We start from the raw sequence: 21,273 nt of genomic DNA on the forward strand, positions 1-21,273 counted from the left end.
AGCGGACAGAACGTTGAAGAGTGCGACGCAACCGGGGTTCAAAGTAGCAATACAGCCGGCTTCATAAATAGAAAATGCCTACTCAATAATGTTTCAATTATTGATAACACATCTTGCTCAGACATTTTTATTTCGACAAATACAAGTAGTTTTGGCCCTTCAAATTAAGATATGATTCGTAACAACTGGACTAAGGAAGAAATCTCGGAAATTTATCACCGTCCGCTGCTTGATTTGATCTATGAAGCAGCAACTATTCACAGGAGTAATAATGACTATAGTGAAGTGCAGATCAGTAGCCTGATTTCTATTAAGACAGGAGGCTGTTCAGAAGACTGTGCTTATTGCCCACAGGCGGCACGATATCATACGGGTGTAGATGTTCATGCCCTGATGAAAGTGGAAGAAGTAGTGGAGACTGCACAGAAAGCCAAACAGGGCGGAGCTTCCCGTTTGTGCATGGGGGCCGCGTGGCGGGAAGTAAGAAACAACCGCGACTTTGACCGTGTATTAGAAATGGTGAAGGCCGTGAATGCAATGGATATGGAAGTGTGCTGTACACTGGGCATGCTAACATATGAACAGGCCGAAAAATTAAAAGAAGCGGGGTTGTATGCTTATAATCATAATGTAGATACTTCCGAAGAGAATTATAAAAACATCATAACCACCCGAACCTATGATGATCGTTTGCAAACACTGCATAATGTTCGCAAAGCGAAACTAACGGTTTGTTCCGGCGGTATCATCGGATTAGGCGAAACGGTTGAAGATAGAGTGGGCATGTTGCATACACTTTCCAATTTGCCTCAACATCCTGAATCGGTTCCTATCAATGCATTGGTAGCGGTAAAAGGAACGCCGTTGGAAAACCAGGAAAGAGTTTCAGTATGGGATATGGTAAGAATGATCGCTACTACAAGGATCATTATGCCAAAAACGGTTGTCCGTTTATCTGCAGGAAGACTCGAAATGAGTTTGCCTGAACAGGCTTTATGTTTTATGGCAGGGGCCAATTCCATTTTTGCAGGAGATAAATTATTAACGACACCCAATCCATCTTTCAATGATGATATGCAGATGTTTGAGCTACTGGGTTTGAAACCCCGGGAAGCTTTTAAGAATGAAAAGAAGGTAGTTGAAGTTGAAAGCTGATTGCTTAAATAAGTTTGTTACCGGTTGCACTGAGCGATAGTCGATGTGTTACAGGTAACCAGTAACCGGTAACTGGAAACATTTTTTCTTCGTGGAAACATCATCCAAAACAATTAATGATTCATTGCAGGAAATTCTTGATAAAAGAAAAGAAGCTTCCATGTATCGCTTTCTGCAGTCGAATGAGGGGCTGATTGATTTTTGCTCGAATGATTATCTGGGCTTTGCACGTTCTGAAAAAATAAAACAACGTGTAAGACAATTGGATGTTGGAATAAAGCATCTATCAGGGGCAACCGGTTCCCGTTCCATATCGGGCAATACGCTTTATGCCGAAGAACTGGAACGATTTTTAGCCCACTTTCACAACGCCGAAGCAGGCCTGCTTTTTAACTCGGGCTATGATGCCAATGTGGGTTTATTTTCCAGCATTGCCAAAAAGGATGACACGCTGGTTTGTGATGAGCTGATCCACGCCAGCATGATTGACGGTTGCAGGTTGAGTTATGCGAACCGTCTGAGGTTTGCTCATAATGATACTGCAGATCTGGAAAAAAAATTGCAGAAAGCAAAAGGAAACATGCCTGCCGGCAAGGCAGGTATTTTTGTTGCCATCGAATCAGTGTATTCAATGGATGGCGATATGGCGCCGCTTCCGGAAATCGTTTCATTGTGCAAACAATACAATGCCCATTTAATTGTTGATGAAGCTCATGCTACCGGTGTATTCGGAAAACAGGGAAGGGGACTGGTGAATCATTTCGGGTTGGAGCAGGATGTATTTGCAAGGGTGCATACATTTGGCAAAGCTATGGGTTGCCATGGCGCTGTGATCATAGGCAGCAATGTACTGAGAAATTATCTTATCAATTTTGCCCGATCATTTATTTTTACCACGGCGCTGCCACTTCATTCCCTCTTTACCGTCAGAGCCGCTTACGAGCAGTTGCTGTCAGCTGATTTTGACAATGCCTACCTGCATCAGTTAACTGATTATTTTAAAAAAGGATTAAACATTCCAGGAGATACATGGCTTATCAATAGCATCAGCCCTATTCAAAGCCTGGTAATACCCGGAAGCAAAAGGGCCAGATATGTTGCCGGACAATTACAGGCTAAAGGTTTTGATGTGCGGGCCATTGTCAGCCCTTCTGTTGCTATTGGGAAAGAGCGGTTACGGATAAGCCTTCACCTGCACAACACCACGGAAGAGGTGGATGAATTGAAGCGTACATTGAATCAAATTCTTTTTTCATGACGGGAATTGTAGTAGCAGGCATCGGCACGGATATCGGAAAAACTTTTATTGCAGCCATTCTTACTGAAGCGCTGGAAGCTGATTACTGGAAGCCTGTACAGTCGGGCAACCTTGACTTCACCGATACGGATTTTGTCAAGCAACATATCAGTAATACCAAATCCTTTTTTCATCCCGAAGCATACCGGTTGGCAACACCCATGTCGCCACATGCGGCAGCAAAAATTGATGGGACGATAATAGAATTTGATAAACTTGCTCTTCCTGCATCTCGTAATACAATTGTTATAGAACCAGCAGGGGGATTAATGGTTCCGCTGAATGATAAGCAACTGAATATTAATCTGCTTAAAAATTGGGGACTTCCGGTTGTATTGGTGTCCCGGAATTATCTCGGGAGTATTAATCATACCTTACTATCCATTGAAGTGTTGAGGCAGTATGGTATCGGGCTGGCAGGAATTATTTTTAACGGCGAAAGAAATGCATCAACCGAAGATTTTATCCTGCAGTACACCGGAGTAAATTGTATAGCGAGGATCGATCACGAAAAAATCATCAGCAAAGAAACCGTAAAGCGGTATGCGGATAAGCTCCGGGAAAAATTGAATGAACTTTTATGAGAAATCTTTCAGCGAGAGACCAGCAGGTCATCTGGCATCCCTACACGCAGATGAAATTAAGCAATCCACCGATTGGCATTACAAAGGGAGAGGGAGTGTATTTAATTGATGAAGCCAATAACAAATATATTGATGCTGTTTCCTCCTGGTGGGTCAATATTCACGGGCATGCGCATCCCTATATAGCGCAAAAAGTGGCTGACCAGCTACTGAGACTGGAACATACGATTTTTGCCGGCTTTACACATGAGCCGGCTGTATTGCTTGCTGAACGGTTGCTCGGCATTCTGCCCAACAACCAGGCAAGGATATTTTATTCCGATAATGGTTCTACAGCAGTGGAAGTAGCCGTTAAAATGGCCTTGCAATACTGGAATAACAAAGAGCAGTCCAAAAATAAGATCATCGCTTTGGAACATGCTTACCATGGCGATACGTTTGGGGCCATGTCGGTAAGTGCCAGGAGCTCTTTTACTGATCCGTTTTCATCCCTGCTGTTTGATGTTATTCATATTCCTTTTCCGGCAAAAGGAATGGAACATTTTGCGCTTGATGAATTAAAAGAACAAATTAATACCAACAAAGATCAGATCGCGGCATTTATCGTTGAGCCATTGGTATTGGGCGCAGGGGGCATGCTAATGTATGATGCTGATACCTTGGATCAAATGATCTATACATGTAAGCAAAATGGTATCATCACCATTGCGGATGAAGTAATGACCGGTTTTGGAAGAACGGGAAAATTATTTGCATGTGACTATATTGAGACAAAGCCGGATATAATTTGCTTGTCAAAAGCAATAACAGGTGGTACAATGCCATTGGGCGTTACCTCCTGTACACTGGAAATTTTCAATTCCTTTTTATCGGATGATCGCTCTAAGACTTTTTTTCACGGTCATTCCTATACTGCCAATCCTGTTGCCTGTGCAGCAGCGCTGGCGAGTCTTGACCTTTTATTAGAAGAGGAATGTATCCAAAACATTCAGCGAATAACAGCGCAACACCTGCATTTTATCAAACGAAATAATAATACAACTGCATTTAAAAATCTTCGTTGCACCGGTACTATCCTTGCCATTGATTTTGAATCACCCGAAGAAACATCCTATTTTAATTCACTTCGTGACAGATTGTATAATTATTTTATGGACAAGGGCATTCTTTTGCGTCCGTTAGGGAATACCATTTATATAATGCCTCCTTATTGCATTACAGAGGATGAACTGATACAGGTTTATAAGGCGATTGAAAGATTTGAGCTGGTCAACAGGTAAATTTTTCGGAAAGTAGATTTAGTAATACTGGTGTTTTTACAATTGTATGACTAAAGCGAACCAAAGCATATTTCAAGTGATCTCTAATAATTTGCTTTTTATTGTCAGAATTATTGACTTTTTTTGCATGATTGTTCTGGTGGTTTGATTCACATCAATTTAAAGTTAGTAGCCGTATATCTAAATGGAAAAAATTACAATTCTTCTTGTCGATGATCACAAGCTGATTCGGGACTCCTGGGCATTTATTCTCAACAGCGATTCAAGATTTACTGTTATTGGCGAGACAAGTTCGGGAGAAGAGGCGATAGAAATAGCCAGAGAAAAAAGGCCGCAGATTGTTCTTATGGACGTCAATATGACCCCAATAAATGGGTTTGATGCGACCAGGCAGATTCACAAGATTTCGCCTGAGTCCAGAATTATTGCCGTATCCATGCATACTATGCCTGCTTATGCAAAGCGTATGTTGCAATTGGGAGCCATGGGCTATGTAACTAAAAATTCCTCAAAGGAAGAAATGGTGACGGCAATCATTGAAGTGAATAATGGCAAAAAGTATATCTGTGAAGAAGTAAAAGCTATTTTAGCTGAGCAGGAAATGGATGAAAACTCTGATGAGTTAAATAATCTATCCCGCAGAGAGATTGATATTATCAAGCTGATAAAAGAAGGACTCTCGTCAAAAGAAATAGCATTACAACTGGATATTTCTCTGAAAACAGTAGAAGTGCACCGTTATAATATTCTCAAGAAATTAAAACTGAAAAACACGGCTGCATTAGTGAATTACATTAATACCAAAGGCCTTTAAAGAATTCATTCAATCAACCTTATCCCCTGAAACGGTAGTTTGCCTGCGGGTTACCCGGGCAACCATTTTTTCTGGAAGAGTAACAGGAGGTAGCTAAAATTGCCGTAAGAGCTATCATTACAAGTGCGATAAGAGAACGAGTTTTCATTTTGATGACTGTATTATTGTGTTTTAAAACGTGACTAAGCTTTATTTATTTTGCAAATTTAAAAAATGTTTCTCCTATTTTACTGTTTTTGATTGACTTAGACCTTGTTAAATATAAATAAATGATTGAATTTAGGGCTTGTTAAAGAATACTAAACAATTAACTTTACCGCTCATACATCATATTATTATATACATTATAAGAGAAATTGCTTAGCTCATGTTGAAATTGATAAAACCACTTGCATCGATCGACCTCGAAACCACCGGTGTTAACCTTGGAACAGACAGAATTGTTGAGATCGCCATCGTAAAAATCCTAACAGATGGTAGCCGGATAGTGAAGCGAAAGCTGATTAATCCAGAAATGCCAATCCCCAAAACATCCAGTGATATTCACGGTATTACTAATGAGATGGTAAAAGATGCACCGACTTTTAAGCAGGTAGCACATGAATTGAAACAGATTTTGGATGGTTGTGATATTGCGGGTTATAACAGCAACCGGTTTGATATTCCGCTTCTTATGGAAGAGTTCCTGCGGGTACAGGTAGAATTTGATATGAAGGGCAGAAGATTGATAGATGTGCAAAAGATATTTCATCAGATGGAGCAAAGAACACTGGGAGCCGCTTATAAATTCTATTGCAATAAAACGCTGGAAGGGGCACATAGCGCTGAGGCAGACGCTTCAGCGACTTATGAAATTTTGGAGGCACAGACCCAGCGATACCCCGCTCTTGGGAATACTGTTGAATCAATTATCAAAGCCATTGGCGAAGATGTGATTGTGGATTTTGCCCGCAGATTCGTTATGGAAAACGGGGTTGAAGTCTTTAATTTTGGTAAATTTAAGGGGCGGGCTGTGTCTGATGTTTTAAAAACAGAGCCCCAGTATTACGACTGGATGATGAAGGGAGATTTTCCACAACATACCAAGCAAAAATTGACCGAGATTTATACCCGTACTATGTTGAAAAAGGCCTGATTAAACAGGACGCCGTGTGAACAATTTAACATAGCAATTTTTTTTGATTATCGTATATTCGTTACTTCCGTTTTTTTAATGGAAAAATTAGTAATCATACCAACATATAATGAAAGGGAGAATATTACTAATATTCTTCATGCCATCTTCAACCTTGGAGAGGGATTTCATGTGTTGGTTATAGACGATGGTTCGCCTGACGGAACTGCTCAAATAGTAAGAGAGCTGCAATCAAAATTTTCCCATCAATTATTTATTGAAGAGAGAAGAGGTAAACAAGGATTAGGTACTGCCTATATTTATGGATTCAAATGGGCGATGGCCAATAACTATCGTTTCATTTTTGAAATGGATGCGGACTTCTCACATAATCCTTCGGACCTGGTTCGTTTGTATGATGCCTGCAAATACGAAGGAGCTGATGTAGCAATTGGTTCCCGTTATGTAAAAGGTGGTGGTGTTGTTAACTGGCCTTCTAATCGCATTGCCTTATCCAAAGGTGGTTCACTTTATACAAGGCTTATCACCTGGATGCCGATTAAAGATCCAACGGCCGGTTTTATGTGTTATCGTAAAGAAGTACTGGAAACAATTAATCTTGATGAGATCCGCTTCACCGGTTATGCATTCCAGATAGAGATGAAATTTGCTGCGTGGAAACTTCATTTCAGGTTGAAAGAAGTTCCGATCATTTTCCAGGACAGAACATACGGTGTTTCTAAAATGAACAAGGGAATTGTAAAAGAAGGAATACTGGGTGTATTAAAACTTCGCTGGCATAGCTGGTTTACCAATTATCGTAAAAGAGTCAAAAACACTGATCCCATTTCCATATCTGCTTCCTCCCCGCTGCACAAGAATGAGATGGTACCTCAAAGCAAATAAGGCATTGCTATTTTTCAAAGTTCAATTTACTCTTACTGATATTGCCCGCATTTCTTAGTTTCGGTGAAATGAAGAAAGCTTTTCTCCAATTACATATAGCTGTTTTTTTAGCCGGGTTTACGGGTATTTTGGGGCGTCTTATATCATTAAATGAAGGAATGATTGTATGGTACAGGCTATTATTTACAGCGGTGACAATGTGGATACTGTTTGGTATGAGTAAAAAGATAACCAGGCTATCAGTTGTAGAAGTTCTGAAGATCAGTGTGGTTGGGTTTATTGCTGCAATGCATTGGGTTACTTTTTATGGGTCTATTAAATACGCCAACGTTTCAGTAGCCTTGGTTTGCTTTTCAGCTATCGGTTTTTTTACGGCCATTTTTGAGCCACTGATTTTGAAAAAGCGGATTAATTGGACAGAGATGTTATTAGGCATCATGACGATTGCCGGTATCTACATTATTTTTCACTTCGATGCAAAGTATAAAACCGGTATTATAATCGGCGTTATCTCGGCGGTGTTAGCTTCTTTGTTCCCTATTTATAACAAACAGTTTCTGCAGCGAATGAATGTGGAGACGATGCTTGCCTGGCAGCAAACGGGTGGCCTGGTTACTTTGTCAATACTTCTTCCTTTTTACCTGGAGCAGTTTCCGGTTGAAAATTTTTTTCCGGGTATGGAAGATTTTTTGTGGTTGCTGGTTCTATCATGGCTTTGCTCGGTGATCGCTTTTCAGTTTTCATCCAATGCCCTGAAACGCTTGTCAGCATTCACTGTCAATCTCTCCTTTAACCTGGAACCTGTGTATGGAATATTACTGGCTTTTATTGTCTATAAGGAAAATCAGCTATTGAGTAAATGGTTCTATGCCGGGTTTGCCATTATTGCTGTTGCACTGATTGTTCATGTCATCATCCTGGTAAGGCATGAGAGAAAATTGGTGGCAGGTGTTGCTGTTTAAAATAGCAGGTATTAATGATTCATTTCATCCGATGCCCGCATCAATAGCGATTGTAGTAACCGCCTTTAAAAATTTTTATACTGTGGAATCTTTTTTAAAGTCCCAAAAATCGTGGTTCTCGGTTATCTTTAAAGCTTTAATTTTTTCCTGCATCATGAGATATATTTTATTTCTTGTTTTGTTTTTCACAACACAACCTGTGATGGCCCAAAAAAAGCCGCTGGATCACTCAGTTTATGATAGTTGGCAGAGTATCGTGCAAAAACTGATCAGCAATGATGGTAAGTGGGTAGTGTATACGATCGATCCCCAGGAAGGCGACAATGAACTGGTGATACAATCCGCCGCGGCTGATGCAGTGTATAAAAAATCAGTGGCAAGGGGTTATAATGCGGTGATAACGGAAGATAGCCGTTATGTTATTTTCCGGATCAAGCCTTTTTTCAAAGAAACAAGGGAAGCGAAAATAAAAAACCTGGCCGTTGGCAGGCAGGGAAAGATGACGGAGGAAATGCCCAAAGATTCACTGGGGATAGTAGAATTGGGAAAAGATAGTGTTTGGAGAAAAGCCGCAATCAAGGGCTTCAAGACGCCGGAAAAAAGTTTTGGTTGGCTCGCCTATCACCTGGAAAAACCTGCCGATGCGAAACCAAAAGCCGACAATAAAAAAGTAACAGATAGTCTCAATAAGATAATCGACTCTTTGAAAGCAGTGATAACTTCTATGCCGAAGGGAAAAGCGAAAGGAAAAGATGATTCTATTGTGTTGATTGATGAACTGGATGGTTATGATGCAGAGGGAGATGAAGCCACAGCTTCTCCCGAAGCCGGTACTGAACTCCGGCTGAGAAACTTAAAAACAGGTAACGAAAAGTCATTTAAAAATGTAGTGGAATACTTATTCAGCAAAAACGGTCAAAAACTTTTGCTGGAACAATCCCGTGATCCTAAAGATTCGCTCAGCAAGATCATGGTTTTATTGTATGATCTGAACATTGGTATTATCGACACATTGAGCCGCGGTGGTAACGATTTTAAAAATTTCGTTTTTTCTGACGATGGATCACAGGTCGCTTACCTCGCAGAAAGAGATGCCGGGCCAAAGGACCTGGAGAAATATTACAAAGTTTGGTACTTCAAAGAGGGGATGGACAGCGCCTCAGTACTCGTAGACAAAAATTCCGTGGGAATGGTATTGGGCATGACCATCAGCGAAAATGCGACACCCGGGTTCAGTAAATCGGGTAAGCGTATATTTTTTGGCGTAGCACCAATACAAGCGCCAAAAGACACCTCATTGATTGAAATGGATTTGGTAAAGCTGGACGTTTGGCACTACAATGATGACTATTTACAAACCGTTCAACTGAGCCGCCTGCAACGGGATTTGCAAAAGAGCTTCCTGTCGGTTTGTGACTTCGAAAAAAATACTATTCTGCAACTGGCCTCCGAAGAAATTCCAACTGTTTTTCAAACTAACGAGGGTGACGGCGAAACTTTTGTAGGTGTAACTGATGTTGGAAAAAGATTGGAAAGCCAATGGACAGGTAATACCAAAAAAGATATTTATGCTATTGATGTAAAAACGGGTAATAAAACACTGATTAAAAAAGATATGCTGGGGGTTATATCACCCAACTATGTTTCACCAACCGGCAAGTATATCATGTGGTATGACAACAAAGCCAAAAATTATTTTGCATGGGATGGAGACCGGACCAGGAATATCACTGCCAAAATAAAAGTACCATTGTATGACGAAGAAAACGATTCGCCGGTAGAACCATCACCCTACGGAATAATGGGTTGGCAAGAAGGCGACTCAGTGGTATATGTTTATGACAAGTATGACATTTGGAGAATTGGATTAGGGGAAACTACTACAACAGCAACAATGTTTACTGCTGAGCGGAAAAATAAAATTGCCAGTCGGTTTATTCAGACAGACCCGGATGCTAAATCAATAACGGCCGGTCAAAAGTTGTTGTTCAGGAAGTTTAATGAAACAACAAAGAATTCGTCACTTGTAGCCCTCGATCTTAATAATACCCGGAGAAGTTTCCCCTATGTGTTCGACGCTAAGTTTAATATTGGAGGTATTGTAAAATCAAAAAATACAGACGTACTGATTTATACGAAGGAAAATTATAAAAGGTCACCAGATATTTATGTTGGACGGGGAGTTGAACAGCGGGAGGCCGGTGAACTTGCGTCCAATCAATTCACGTTTTTGGAAAAGCAACTTTCTTCTATCAATCCTCAACAAAAAGACTACAACTGGGGATCTGCCGAACTCTATAAATGGAAAACATTTAAAGGCAAATCATCCGAAGGCATTTTATATAAACCTGAAGATTTTGATCCTTCCAAAAAATATCCTTTGATTCTTTATTTCTATGAAAAACTATCTGATGGATTGAACAATTATATTCCGCCTGCACCCACACCAAGTCGCTTGAATATTTCATTTTTTGTGAGTCGTGGTTACCTGGTTTTTGCCCCCGATATCAGGTATACAATAGGTCATCCGGCTCAAAGCGCCTATGATTATATTGTCAGTGCGGCAAAGGATTTGGCAAAGCATAAATGGGTAGATGCAAAAAATATTGGCATACAGGGACAAAGCTGGGGCGGCCTACAAGTGGCGCAACTCATCACCATGACTGATATGTTTAAAGCAGCATGGGCCGGTGCACCAGTTGCCAACATGACGAGTGCCTATGGAGGTATTCGTTGGGAGAGCGGCGCTAGCCGGCAGTTTCAGTACGAGAAAACACAGAGCCGAATTGGCGCCACCTTATGGGAAAAGCCACAACTCTATATTGAAAGCTCTCCTTTATTTCATTTGCCCAAAGTAAAAACTCCGCTGGTCATTATGGCAAACGACGCCGATGGTGCAGTGCCATGGTACCAGGGAATCGAACTCTTCACGGGTATGCGACGTCTTTGGAAAAAAGTATGGATGTTGAATTATAACGGTGAAGCTCATAATCTCATTCAGCGAAAGAATCGAAAGGATATCCAGATAAGGCAACAACAATTCTTCGATTGGTTATTGAAAGGAGACAAGCCAGCCAAATGGATCACCGAAGGTGTTCCTGCTGTTAAAAAAGGAAAAGACTGGGGATTGGAGATAATTCCATAAGTTCAAAAAGTTTCATAGGTTTAAAGTGCCTGAGTCACCAACTATCAAACCTTTTAAACTTTTTACGCGGCCTGCTCAGTAATAAACTTCACCAGGCTTCTTTTTGCAATAGGCAATAAAGTTTCATCAACAGGAAAACTCAATTCAGTGTCGATGGAGTAAACGGCCGGATTGGGCAACTGGTTAAAATGTCGTATTAGCTCTGCTTTTGTTTGCTCGTAAGTGCTGCTGATGCTGCGCTGCCATTTATTGACCAACACCGTTTTGATACTCCGGTATTTTTCATCATGTTTTTCAAAAATAGAAAGACGATAGTGATAGGTCCGTGCAATTTTGGTGTTGCCACTTGTTAAAAAGAAATATCCTTCTTTCAGGTCAAGCGGAATAATGCCAACAGGGTTGATATTGATCTTTTCTTCGACGAATTCATAAATACCGGCGCCGGTTTGCAAGGTCATCTTTAACGTATCGGCGGCATAATGGATGATCTCCTCCAGTTCCTGCATCAGTTCGTCATCTTCAATCATTTGCTGATACAAAAGCTGCAGTTTTTCCATTTGAATGCCGGTCATCTTTTTGGGAAAATGTTCCTGCAAAAATTTTTTGTTCTCCCGAAAGGCGACCAGGTTGTGATAGTGAAAAACAACGTCAGCCAGCTGGGGATACAGTTTATTCTGGTCAAAGTATTTGTTTACTTCCTGCAGATAGGCGAGCAGGGTGTATTTTTTCAACTCAAAGTCGATATAGCCTTCGGCAAACCAGGTTTCAGATAATTGTTTCATAGTGGCTGGTGGTTTAGTTATTCCAATTTACAAAAAAGAAGGAATATTTAATAACAATGCTGCATGGTATAATCATGCAGCATTGTTAAAACTCTTTTGCCACGATCTTAGAGTTGCCAACTATATTTCTCTATCAGGATTGAAATTTTCCAACTCTTTAGCCACAGCGGTCAGGAATGTAGCTCCGAGACTACCATCGACAATACGATGGTCATAACTCATCGACAAATACATCATGTGCCGGATTGCTATGCTGTCGCCCTGGGATGTTTCTACAACAACGGGCCGTTTTTTAATTGCCCCTACCGCCAATATTGCCACCTGGGGTTGATTAATAATAGGCGTTCCCATCAGGCTACCAAATGTTCCCACGTTGGTTAAGGTAAATGTTCCTCCTTGTGTGTCATCTGCCTTTAACCTTCCGTTGCGGGCATTATCGGCAAGGCCGTTTACTTGTTTGGATAAACCAACCAGGTTTAACTGATCGGCATTTTTTATTACAGGCACAATTAAATTGCCACTAGGCAAGGCAGTTGCCATTCCTATATTAATATCTTTTTTCAGAATTATTTTATCTCCATCCAGTGAGCTGTTGATAAGCGGAAACCTTTTAATACATTTTACAATGGCTTCAATAAACAGCGGTGTGAAAGTGATCTTCGTGCCCTCTCTTTTTTCAAATTCCTTTTTTACCCGATCACGCCACAGCACAAGATTGGTTACATCGGCTTCTGTAAAACTGGTTACATGCGGACTCGTATGTTTGCTGCGGACCATGTGATCAGCAATCAGTTTCCGCATCCTGTCCATTTCAATAATCTCCACATTGCCGGCATAAGTAGTGATTTCTGAATCCTGGCTCCTGAGTTGAGGAATAGCTTCTTTAACTATTGCAACCTGTTGTTGAGTTTCAAGTTGAGCCGCGGGCCTCACTACTTTCCCTTGCTTTTTATCATTGACATATTGTAAGATATCTTTCTTGGTTACACGGCCTTCATTACCCGTCCCACTTATTTGTTCAAGCTCGGCCATGCTCACCCCTTCGCTGGTGGCAATATTTAATACCAGGGGTGAATAAAAACGATTGGAGAGGCCATTTGCTGTTGGTGATTTTAAGGGTGTTGCTGTTATTGGAGCAGGTGATGCTGTTTCAGCTTGTTTTATTTCCTGGATGGGTTGAATTGCCGGTTGAGGTGCTACTGGAATGTCTGTAGTAGCAGTTGATTCCGTGGTATTGCTTTTAATTTTGGCGATTACTGCACCAATCGGTACCACATCATTTACATTAAACAACAGGCTTTCGATCACACCTTCAGCAGTACTTGGTACTTCGCTGTCGACTTTATCGGTAGCAATATCCAATACCGTTTCGTCCATTTTAACAGGATCGCCTGGTTGTTTGTGCCATTTTAAAATGGTCGCTTCTGTAATACTTTCGCCAAGTTTTGGCATTATTAAGTCAACTATCGCCATAATTATTTTTTATTAGGTAATCAGCGACAAAACAAAACTCATCGTCCCTTGCACAGTTTATCCCGGACTTGCTTCGGGACACACTTCATCTTCAAATTAATGGGCAAGTAAGACAAGCAATTTTTTGACCGGGCAAAGGTAATGATTTGGGCATAATGATGCGATCAACCGTTAGTCAAAATGAATTTTCTGAGAAAATTGAGGGCATTGACAGCCGTCATTTCTATATTGCGTTTCCTGTCGAAGCGCAAATTGAGTTTTATCGTTTGGATTTTTTCCTTGTTGCCGGCAGCTATCCAAACAGTTCCTACCGGTTTCTCATCAGTGCCGCCATCAGGTCCCATAATGCCGGAAGTGGCCAATGCATAATCAACATTCAGTTTTGTTAGCGCACCCTTCACCATTTCCTGTACAGTTTCTTCAGTTACGGCGCCATACATTTTTAAAGTATCGCTCTTTACGCCCAACATATTTTCTTTTACGTCGTTGGCATAGCTAACAATGGTGCCTTTATAATAGGCCGAAGATCCGGCGATACTTGTAATAAGATGGGCTATATATCCACCGGTACAACTTTCAGCCGTACCCAGGGTTTTATTTTGAGCTTTCAAGATTTTGCCGATCACAATTTCGAGGCCTTCATCTTCATTGGTTACTAAATAATCTTTTACCAGCAGCTGGATTTTTTCAAAATAAGGTGTCAGCTCTTTTTCAACGGCCTCTTTGTTGTCGCCGGTAGACGTGAGCCTTAGCCTGACCATACCATAGCTGGGCAGGTAGGCGAGTTTAATATGCAAAGGAAGTGAGCTTTCGAAATCAAGCAACAGTTCAGCGATCATTGATTCCCCCAATCCGGCTGTAAAAGCGGTGCGATGTACTACCGCTGGCATGGTGTACTCTTTTAATAAACGGGGAATGACCTCGCTTGTAACTAAGCCTTTCATTTCATGCGGCACACCGGGCAATGAAATAAAAATTTTTTTATCGGAGTTTTTTAATTCCCCGCCTTTAGCGGGCTGGGGGGCAAACCACATGCCCGGAGCTGATCCTCTTGCGTTATGTAATACGGTACATACATCAGGAACTTCCGCCTGCTTCAGGTTTCTTTCCAATATTGGACCAGGGCGGCGGTAGACTTTTTCAAACAGATACTTTACGTGGTTCAATACATTTTCGTCCACAATCATTTTTCCGCCAAAGTATTTACACAGCAACGGCTTGGTAATATCATCGGCAGTAGGCCCAAGGCCGCCTGTGATAATAATGATCTGCGATTGTTTACCTTCTTCGTCCAATGCCTGCCAGATATCATCCCACACATCACCCACTGCCACTCTGCGGCGTACCCATATGCCGATCTTATTTAATTCCTGGGCTATAAATGCACTGTTAGTATCGATGGTTTGGCCAATTAATAGTTCATCACCGATTGTGATAATAGAAGCGTTGATAGTTGAGGGCATAATAAATATTAAAGGCCGGTATCGTAATAAATTTCAGAAAGGGGAAATTGAAAATTGATAGTTTGTATATGAAGTGACGTATGAGTTTCATCTATGTTTTCAAACTTCCAGGATTCATCAGATTGTCTTCGTGCTACCTGAACATATCTTTTCAATGAGTCAATCATTATATATTCTTTCAGTGAAGGAATTTGCTGGTAAAAGAAAAATTTTCTTCCCTTATCAATACTTCGGGTTGAAGGTGATAGAATTTCGAAAATAACAGATGGGTTTAGCAATGTATCAAACTGGTCATCCTCCAGTTGTGGTTCGCCACAGACAATGCTTGCACCAGGATACATATAGGAATCATAGGAAGGAGTACTGATACGCATATTGGAAGGTAATACACGACAGTTTTTGCCTTTAAGAAAATTTCCAATATTAGCGATCAGGTTGCCATCAATCCTGTTATGATTCAAACTCGCACCGGACATAGCCAATATTTGGCCATGATAGTACTCGTTTTTATATTCAGCAGCCCTTTCTATCGTAAGATATTCCTGTGGCGAAATAAAATTATACTTAGGCGCCGGTTCTTTAACTTCATTTTCCATATTTCAAATTTAAATCTTTTTAGTTTTAGCATAAATAGAAGTTACTAATGATGAGATTGTTTTTTGTTGCCGGTTGCCTGTTACTGGTTATCAGTTCGTTTGCACAGACGATAAATCAAAAATTGAAAAAAGCTTTCCAGCAATTTGAAAATGATGATCAGTTAAAGCATGCGATTAGTTCCCTGTATGTGATCGATGCTAAAACTGGTAGGGTGGTTTTTGATAAAAACTCACAAGTTGGTTTGGCGCCAGCATCTACACAAAAAATTATTACAAGTGTGACGGCATTTGAGTTGTTGGGGAAAGATTATAGATATAAAACAGAATTTGGTGTTGTGGAAAATAACAGCGGCAAAAACCTTTATATAAAAGCATCCGGAGATCCAACATTTGGAAGTTGGAGGTGGGAGTCAAAAAAAGAAGAGAATGTTTTGAGGAGGCTCAGCAAAGCCACTGATGCTATTAAATTCGATAGCCCTACAGTACTGGTGGATGCGAATGGGTGGAGTAAGGCGCAGGTTCCAGATGGCTGGATATGGCAGGATATTGGGAATTATTATGGCGCTGGAGCTTCGTATTTAAACTGGCGGGAAAATCAATATGATATTATCTTAAAATCGGGAAAAAAAATTGGGGATACCGTAGACGTGGTAACAACTAAGCCGGTTTTGTTTTCTCAATCTATAAAATCGGAGCTAAGTTCAGCAGCAAAAGGAACAGGTGACAACGCTTACATTTACCTGCCAGTGACGGAGTCTAAAATAATTGTCAGAGGTACAATACCCGTAGAAGAAAATAATTTTCAAATATCTGGCGCAATGCCCGATCCTGGACATCAATTTATAGAATCATTAAGAGTTGCGTTAAAGGATAAACTTTCTTTGAATTCGAATTTGCCATCAGTTGATCTTTATGACCCTACAAAAAGTAATCCAAGAATATTTCATACAGAATATTCTCCATCCCTCGATTCCATCATCTATTGGTTAAACAAGAAAAGTATCAATCTCTATGGCGAAGCATTGATAAAAACTTTTGCCTATGAAAAAAAAGGATTTGGCTCAACTGATTCTGGTGTTGCAATTGTAAAAGATTTTTGGAAACAAAAAGGTTTAGATGAAGAAGAGCTGAATATTTATGACGGCTCAGGCCTTTCACCGCTTAACCGGGTTACTACTCATGCACAGGTCGAGATTTTAAAATATGCAAAAACCAAAGACTGGTTTCCGCATTTTTATAATTCACTGCCGGAATACAACGGTATGAAAATAAAAAGCGGTACTATCAATGATGTAAAGGCGTTTTGCGGCTATCATACAGCTAAGGATGGATCAGAGTATATTTTTTCATTTTTGGTCAATAATTATAATGGGAAAGCTTCGGCGTTGGTGGGCAAGATGTATAAAGTACTCGATATATTAAAGTAAGGGGTAGAAATGGAAGAGCGGCAATCTAATATTTGACAATTAGCCTATTTTGTTCCCTTAATGCAAGGATATGAAACCAGTTATTATCGGCATCATCGTACTATTTATGCTAGGTTGTAATAATCAAACAAAAGAAGCTTCGCCAACGACCCATCAGGAACTCGCTGACTTTTTTGAAAAGTATTATGAGGAACGCCTGCAATGGTATCCCCTCGAGGCTACAGCAATTGGTGATCCCCGTTATAATGATAAGTTGGCAATTGAATTTTCAGATGACTATCGTGCTAAGCTTCGTGATTTTTATTCACGATATCTCACTGAAGCAAAAAAATATAACCGGGATGAGCTGAACGAAACTGACAAGATCAATTATGATGTATTTGTGTATGAGACAAAGATGAACCTGGATGCATTGGCATTTAAAGACAATTATATTCCTTTTCAGCAGTTTTATGGCCTCACCTTAACCATGGGCCAATTAGGTAGCGGCGGCGGTATCCAACCCTTCAAAACGGTAAAGGACTATGATGACTGGATTAAAAGAGCTTCAGTTTTTCCTGCCTGGGCTGACAGTGCCATCGGTTATTTTAAAAAAGGTACAGGGGCTGGTGTCGTATTGCCCAGGTCGATCGTGGTGAAAATGATTCCCCAAATGAAAGCCATACCCGCGGCAAACATTAGGGAAAGTATTTTCTATGGACCTATTGCCAAACTTCCGGCAGCATTTAGTGACGCTGATAAATCAAGACTCACAACAGAGTTTGAAAAACTGATCCGGGCGCAACTGGAACCTGCCTACAAAAAACTCGGTGACTTTTTACAAAATGAATACCTGTCTAAAGCGAGACAGAGTTCTGGCATAGATGGTATACCCGGCGGTAAGGAGTATTATAGTTTTTTAGTAAAGCAACAAACGACTACGGATAAAACACCGGAAGAGATACATGCGACTGGTCTAAAAGAAGTAGAGAGAATAAGTGCGTTGATGGATAGCGTGAAAAACTCAACGGGCTTCAGGGGATCACTGAATGAGTTTTTTGAATACATGAGAACGGACAAGAAGTTCATGCCGTATAAAACTCCAAAGGAGGTGCTGGATGCATTTGAAAAAATTCACCGGACCATGATACCGTACCTGGCAAAAATGTTTAATCATACACCAAAAGCTGGTTTCGAGATCAGGCAAACAGAGGCCTTCAGGGCAGCCAGTGCCAGCGCAGAATATTTACAGGGTTCGCCGGATGGAACCAGGCCTGGTATTTTTTATATTCCTATCATCGATGCAACCACTTTTAACACCACGAGCGGCATGGAATCATTATTTCTTCATGAAGCAATTCCGGGACACCATTACCAACTTTCACTGCAGCAGGAAGATAGTTTGTTGCCAAAATTTCGTCGATTTGGCGGTAATAATGCTTACGTCGAGGGTTGGGCACTCTATTGCGAATCGCTTGGAAAGGAGTTAGGATTGTATACTGATCCATATCAGTATATGGGTGCGCTGGGTGATGAGATGCACAGGGCCATCAGATTAGTGGTTGACGTTGCAATTCATTCAAAAGGAATGACGAGAGAAGAGGCGATCAAATACATGATGGATCATGAAGCGATTAGTGAACAAGGCGCCATTGCGGAAATAGAACGCTATATGGTTATTCCCGGCCAGGCATTGGGCTATAAAATTGGTGCTTTGAAAATAAGCGAACTTCGCCATAAATATGAAAAGCAACTGGGAGCTAATTTCAACCTTGCGGCATTTCATGATGAAGTGTTGAAAGATGGAGCTTTGCCCCTGAGCCTTTTGGAAGGGAAGATGGACAAATGGGCCAATAACTACAAACCATAAATACCATTTTATGAGTGAACAAAATTTTAAAAATCATAGTCGTTATATACCGCTTTGGCACCTTGTAATTCCAACGGTACTATTGGCCTTATTGATTGGTAGTATTATCAACCTCGTTCGTTCGGATGCTCATACACACTACTCAGCCGCACTTATTGTAGTGGTCGTCATTGTGTTGATAGGCTTTTACTGGTATATCCGCTGGTTTGCATTGCGTGCACAGGACAGGGCTATTCGTGCAGAGGAGAATTTCAGACATTTTATTTTAACGGGCCAGCCATTGGACCGGCATCTTCGGATGGGGCAGATCATCGCACTTCGGTTTGCCAGCGATGAGGAGTTGCCTGCTTTGGCAAAAAGAGCAGTAGACGAAAAACTTTCTTCAAAAGATATTAAGCAGGCGATAAAAAACTGGAAACCTGATTACAATCGTGTCTGATTAAAAACCAAATCGACGGAAAAAGGAAAGATCCATATCGATCAGCCAGGGTGACGCGATGGCGGCCAGCCAAATTAAAAGGATAAAAATTTTTCCAACTATCGATACATCCTGGATCAAATGCCGGTGAAGAAGGCTTTGAATAGTTGACATTATTTTTTCTTCTTTCGCACTATACTCAAACGGAGGGGCAGGAGCTATATCTTTAAAGGCAGAATGTTCCTGTATTAAAATATTCCTGATCTTCCAGTAATCTTCATCCGGCAGCTCGTCATAGTTCAGATCGAGGTCAAAACCCTCTGTTTCAATTTTTTTCTCGACAGCAGTTAATTTATTGTCCCCGATCATTCGAAATAGCATCATAGCGGGGAAAATCAGTAATGGATAAAACGGCCGGCTCATGCCATACAAGGCAAACCAGGTCAGCACGCCGATAGATAGAAAAACAAAAACTTTACTTAACCAGCTTTCTTCATCTAAAAACACACGGTTCAGTAATTGACCGCCATCCAATGGATATACCGGGAAAAGATTGATCAGGTTTAAAAAGATCGTTAACAGAGAAACCGTGTAAAAGGAAAGACTGCCAATATATAAAGAAGGATTGTATTTATACAGAAAGTACATGATAATTCCTGCGATAATTCCCGGAAGTGGTCCGGCTAATAGAATCACGGCAGATTCTTTTTGTGATACTTCCCTTTTGCTTCCGGATACATATGCACCCAGCAGGGGAATAAAGAATATGCCCAGGTCCTTGTAGCGGTAAAACTTCATGGCAAAGAAATGCCCCAGTTCATGAAAAACCACTATTGCCGTAATCAGCAACAACATTTCAAAGCTGTGAAAAATATAATATCCCAATATCAGGTAAAGCGCCAGGCTGGCGATCGAGCGGAGCCAGATATTACCCGGCTGCTCTTCAGGTTTTTGAAATTTGGGCGGATAGGTAAACGATGTTTCCGGAAAAGCAGTTTGCTCTTCATTGCCATCAAACCGGGACGGTTCTGCTAAATTTTCCATCCTTTAAAATTAATTAAAATAAGGCTGAAGTTTTAGTAATAGTTGCTCCGGCATGGTGGTTCGTTTCATTGTTTTTGACTCCATAAAATACAAAATCACTTTTCCGTTAACGAGCAGGTCTCCTTTTTCATTATATACCTCCTGGTGAAATTCTATTTTATGATGAACCGGCAGTTCTTTTAGGATTACTTTGACAGTTAACAGGTCATCATATAAGGCAGGCCGGAGATAACGGCATTGTACTTCGATCACGGGCATAATCACGCCCATTTTTTCCATGTCTGCGTAGGTAAAACCCAGTGAACGGATGGACTCTGCACGGGCCACTTCAAAATACTGAAAGTAATTACTGTGATAGACAACGCCCATCTGGTCAGTTTCCGCATAGCGAACTCTTACCTGTGTTTGGGTGGTAAACATTTTTAAACTTGAAATTGAGCATTAAAAATTCTTTTTTAGCAAATCATTGACAAGAATCAATTTTCAGTGCCCAACATTTATTTCCATTATTTTGCAATGAAACGGTCCAGGCTGATTTTACCGGGGCCTGTAAATAATAAAGCCAGGTAACCCATCAGGTATAAGGTAGCCGTTTCTCCCTGGCCAAAGAAATCACCTTTATGTGCGTAAAACAGGGCTACCGCCATGGTAACAATGAGTGGGATACACGCCAAGCGGGTAAACAATCCCAGTAAAATAAAAACACCACAAAAGAACTCTGCAAAAATGACCAGTGCCATGGAGGTGCTATGACCAATATGAAAGGGATCTGCAAAACTGGATGACTTAGATGCAAATGTTATCAATTTGCTATAGCCGTGTGGTATGATCAGGCCGCCAAGTGCCAGGCGCAACAAAAAAGTAGCGAATGCTATTCCATTATCAGTGTACTTAATACTGAAAAGTCTTTTCATGGTTGGGAATTTTGGCTGCAATAATACATAAGAATTTTTAATTGACTTAA

The 21,273-nt window shown here is 40.8% G+C and carries 19 protein-coding genes; 12 read left to right on the forward strand and 7 right to left on the reverse strand.

Annotated elements, in window-relative coordinates:
* The first annotated feature begins 171 nt into the window (after window positions 1–171).
* From bioB to ACFEL9_RS24405, 9 genes are all read left to right on the forward strand, one after another.
* Window positions 172–1,155 (forward strand): biotin synthase BioB, encoded by a 984-nt coding sequence (gene bioB / locus ACFEL9_RS24365; protein WP_385895518.1) that lies wholly within the window; start codon window positions 172–174, stop codon window positions 1,153–1,155.
* A gap of 91 nt (window positions 1,156–1,246) precedes the next feature.
* Entirely contained in the window at window positions 1,247–2,413 is a 1,167-nt protein-coding gene (locus ACFEL9_RS24370; protein WP_385895521.1) for an aminotransferase class I/II-fold pyridoxal phosphate-dependent enzyme, read from the forward strand.
* The gene (gene bioD, locus ACFEL9_RS24375) at window positions 2,410–3,036 is read left to right on the forward strand and encodes a dethiobiotin synthase (protein WP_385895523.1); all 627 of its coding nucleotides are present in this window, start codon (window positions 2,410–2,412) and stop codon (window positions 3,034–3,036) included. The genes ACFEL9_RS24370 and bioD overlap by 4 nt, the downstream gene beginning before the upstream one ends.
* Window positions 3,033–4,316, forward strand: coding sequence for an adenosylmethionine--8-amino-7-oxononanoate transaminase (gene bioA, locus ACFEL9_RS24380; protein ID WP_385895526.1), 1,284 nt, complete (start codon window positions 3,033–3,035; stop codon window positions 4,314–4,316). The genes bioD and bioA overlap by 4 nt, the downstream gene beginning before the upstream one ends.
* Window positions 4,317–4,500: 184 nt before the next feature.
* Entirely contained in the window at window positions 4,501–5,130 is a 630-nt protein-coding gene (locus ACFEL9_RS24385; RefSeq protein WP_385895529.1) for a response regulator, read from the forward strand.
* A 367-nt stretch (window positions 5,131–5,497) separates the two neighbouring features.
* Window positions 5,498–6,265: an exonuclease domain-containing protein gene (locus ACFEL9_RS24390; protein WP_385895531.1), complete on the forward strand. Its 768-nt coding sequence runs from the start codon at window positions 5,498–5,500 to the stop codon at window positions 6,263–6,265.
* A gap of 78 nt (window positions 6,266–6,343) precedes the next feature.
* Window positions 6,344–7,150, forward strand: coding sequence for a polyprenol monophosphomannose synthase (locus ACFEL9_RS24395; RefSeq protein WP_385895533.1), 807 nt, complete (start codon window positions 6,344–6,346; stop codon window positions 7,148–7,150).
* Window positions 7,151–7,218: 68 nt separating this feature from the next.
* Window positions 7,219–8,112: a DMT family transporter gene (locus ACFEL9_RS24400; RefSeq protein WP_385895536.1), complete on the forward strand. Its 894-nt coding sequence runs from the start codon at window positions 7,219–7,221 to the stop codon at window positions 8,110–8,112.
* 154 nt (window positions 8,113–8,266) lie between these two features.
* Window positions 8,267–11,257: an alpha/beta hydrolase family protein gene (locus ACFEL9_RS24405; RefSeq protein WP_385895537.1), complete on the forward strand. Its 2,991-nt coding sequence runs from the start codon at window positions 8,267–8,269 to the stop codon at window positions 11,255–11,257.
* Window positions 11,258–11,319: 62 nt separating this feature from the next.
* Here ACFEL9_RS24405 and ACFEL9_RS24410 read toward each other — a convergent pair whose 3' ends face one another.
* The 4 genes from ACFEL9_RS24410 to ACFEL9_RS24425 all read right to left on the reverse strand — a co-directional run bounded on the left by ACFEL9_RS24410 (window position 11,320) and on the right by ACFEL9_RS24425 (window position 15,571).
* The gene (locus ACFEL9_RS24410; protein ID WP_385895540.1) at window positions 11,320–12,039 is read right to left on the reverse strand and encodes a hypothetical protein; all 720 of its coding nucleotides are present in this window, start codon (window positions 12,037–12,039) and stop codon (window positions 11,320–11,322) included.
* Between the two features lie 120 nt (window positions 12,040–12,159).
* Entirely contained in the window at window positions 12,160–13,512 is a 1,353-nt protein-coding gene (locus ACFEL9_RS24415; RefSeq protein WP_385895543.1) for a dihydrolipoamide acetyltransferase family protein, read from the reverse strand.
* Window positions 13,513–13,676: 164 nt separating this feature from the next.
* Window positions 13,677–14,975, reverse strand: coding sequence for a CinA family nicotinamide mononucleotide deamidase-related protein (locus ACFEL9_RS24420; protein ID WP_385895545.1), 1,299 nt, complete (start codon window positions 14,973–14,975; stop codon window positions 13,677–13,679).
* A gap of 8 nt (window positions 14,976–14,983) precedes the next feature.
* The gene (locus tag ACFEL9_RS24425) at window positions 14,984–15,571 is read right to left on the reverse strand and encodes a Uma2 family endonuclease (protein ID WP_385895547.1); all 588 of its coding nucleotides are present in this window, start codon (window positions 15,569–15,571) and stop codon (window positions 14,984–14,986) included.
* 47 nt (window positions 15,572–15,618) lie between these two features.
* Here ACFEL9_RS24425 and dacB point away from each other — a divergent pair, with 47 nt between their 5' ends.
* From dacB to ACFEL9_RS24440, 3 genes are all read left to right on the forward strand, one after another.
* Window positions 15,619–16,998: a D-alanyl-D-alanine carboxypeptidase/D-alanyl-D-alanine endopeptidase gene (gene dacB, locus ACFEL9_RS24430; protein ID WP_385895549.1), complete on the forward strand. Its 1,380-nt coding sequence runs from the start codon at window positions 15,619–15,621 to the stop codon at window positions 16,996–16,998.
* A gap of 70 nt (window positions 16,999–17,068) precedes the next feature.
* Window positions 17,069–18,847 carry a DUF885 domain-containing protein gene (locus ACFEL9_RS24435; protein WP_385895552.1) on the forward strand — a complete coding sequence of 593 codons (1,779 nt, stop codon included), beginning with the start codon at window positions 17,069–17,071 and terminating at the stop codon, window positions 18,845–18,847.
* 10 nt (window positions 18,848–18,857) lie between these two features.
* Entirely contained in the window at window positions 18,858–19,286 is a 429-nt protein-coding gene (locus tag ACFEL9_RS24440; protein ID WP_385895555.1) for a DUF6526 family protein, read from the forward strand.
* Here ACFEL9_RS24440 and ACFEL9_RS24445 read toward each other — a convergent pair whose 3' ends face one another.
* From ACFEL9_RS24445 to ACFEL9_RS24455, 3 genes are all read right to left on the reverse strand, one after another.
* A complete protein-coding gene (locus ACFEL9_RS24445; RefSeq protein ID WP_385895557.1) occupies window positions 19,287–20,309 on the reverse strand; it encodes a site-2 protease family protein in 1,023 nt (340 codons plus the stop codon).
* Between the two features lie 9 nt (window positions 20,310–20,318).
* The gene (locus ACFEL9_RS24450) at window positions 20,319–20,729 is read right to left on the reverse strand and encodes an acyl-CoA thioesterase (RefSeq protein ID WP_385895559.1); all 411 of its coding nucleotides are present in this window, start codon (window positions 20,727–20,729) and stop codon (window positions 20,319–20,321) included.
* Between the two features lie 86 nt (window positions 20,730–20,815).
* Complete coding sequence (locus ACFEL9_RS24455) at window positions 20,816–21,223, reverse strand: DoxX family protein (RefSeq protein WP_385895562.1); 408 nt, start codon at window positions 21,221–21,223, stop codon at window positions 20,816–20,818.
* Window positions 21,224–21,273: the final 50 nt, after the last annotated feature.

The sequence above is a fragment of the Terrimonas alba genome, assembly GCF_042434975.1.
In the GTDB taxonomy this organism is placed as follows: Bacteria; Bacteroidota; Bacteroidia; order Chitinophagales; family Chitinophagaceae; genus Terrimonas_B; species Terrimonas_B alba.

What these genes read in the sequence shown, in the direction of transcription:
- ACFEL9_RS24415 (WP_385895543.1), bottom strand. Translation starts at nt 13,512, where the DNA reads ATGGCGATAGTTGACTTAATAATGCCAAAACTTGGCGAAAGTATTACA.
- ACFEL9_RS24445 (WP_385895557.1), bottom strand. Translation starts at nt 20,309, where the DNA reads ATGGAAAATTTAGCAGAACCGTCCCGGTTTGATGGCAATGAAGAGCAA.
- bioD (WP_385895523.1), top strand. Translation starts at nt 2,410, where the DNA reads ATGACGGGAATTGTAGTAGCAGGCATCGGCACGGATATCGGAAAAACT.
- ACFEL9_RS24440 (WP_385895555.1), top strand. Translation starts at nt 18,858, where the DNA reads ATGAGTGAACAAAATTTTAAAAATCATAGTCGTTATATACCGCTTTGG.
- ACFEL9_RS24405 (WP_385895537.1), top strand. Translation starts at nt 8,267, where the DNA reads ATGAGATATATTTTATTTCTTGTTTTGTTTTTCACAACACAACCTGTG.
- ACFEL9_RS24420 (WP_385895545.1), bottom strand. Translation starts at nt 14,975, where the DNA reads ATGCCCTCAACTATCAACGCTTCTATTATCACAATCGGTGATGAACTA.
- bioB (WP_385895518.1), top strand. Translation starts at nt 172, where the DNA reads ATGATTCGTAACAACTGGACTAAGGAAGAAATCTCGGAAATTTATCAC.
- dacB (WP_385895549.1), top strand. Translation starts at nt 15,619, where the DNA reads ATGATGAGATTGTTTTTTGTTGCCGGTTGCCTGTTACTGGTTATCAGT.
- ACFEL9_RS24410 (WP_385895540.1), bottom strand. Translation starts at nt 12,039, where the DNA reads ATGAAACAATTATCTGAAACCTGGTTTGCCGAAGGCTATATCGACTTT.
- ACFEL9_RS24425 (WP_385895547.1), bottom strand. Translation starts at nt 15,571, where the DNA reads ATGGAAAATGAAGTTAAAGAACCGGCGCCTAAGTATAATTTTATTTCG.
- bioA (WP_385895526.1), top strand. Translation starts at nt 3,033, where the DNA reads ATGAGAAATCTTTCAGCGAGAGACCAGCAGGTCATCTGGCATCCCTAC.
- ACFEL9_RS24390 (WP_385895531.1), top strand. Translation starts at nt 5,498, where the DNA reads ATGTTGAAATTGATAAAACCACTTGCATCGATCGACCTCGAAACCACC.
- ACFEL9_RS24455 (WP_385895562.1), bottom strand. Translation starts at nt 21,223, where the DNA reads ATGAAAAGACTTTTCAGTATTAAGTACACTGATAATGGAATAGCATTC.
- ACFEL9_RS24400 (WP_385895536.1), top strand. Translation starts at nt 7,219, where the DNA reads ATGAAGAAAGCTTTTCTCCAATTACATATAGCTGTTTTTTTAGCCGGG.
- ACFEL9_RS24435 (WP_385895552.1), top strand. Translation starts at nt 17,069, where the DNA reads ATGAAACCAGTTATTATCGGCATCATCGTACTATTTATGCTAGGTTGT.
- ACFEL9_RS24385 (WP_385895529.1), top strand. Translation starts at nt 4,501, where the DNA reads ATGGAAAAAATTACAATTCTTCTTGTCGATGATCACAAGCTGATTCGG.
- ACFEL9_RS24450 (WP_385895559.1), bottom strand. Translation starts at nt 20,729, where the DNA reads ATGTTTACCACCCAAACACAGGTAAGAGTTCGCTATGCGGAAACTGAC.
- ACFEL9_RS24395 (WP_385895533.1), top strand. Translation starts at nt 6,344, where the DNA reads ATGGAAAAATTAGTAATCATACCAACATATAATGAAAGGGAGAATATT.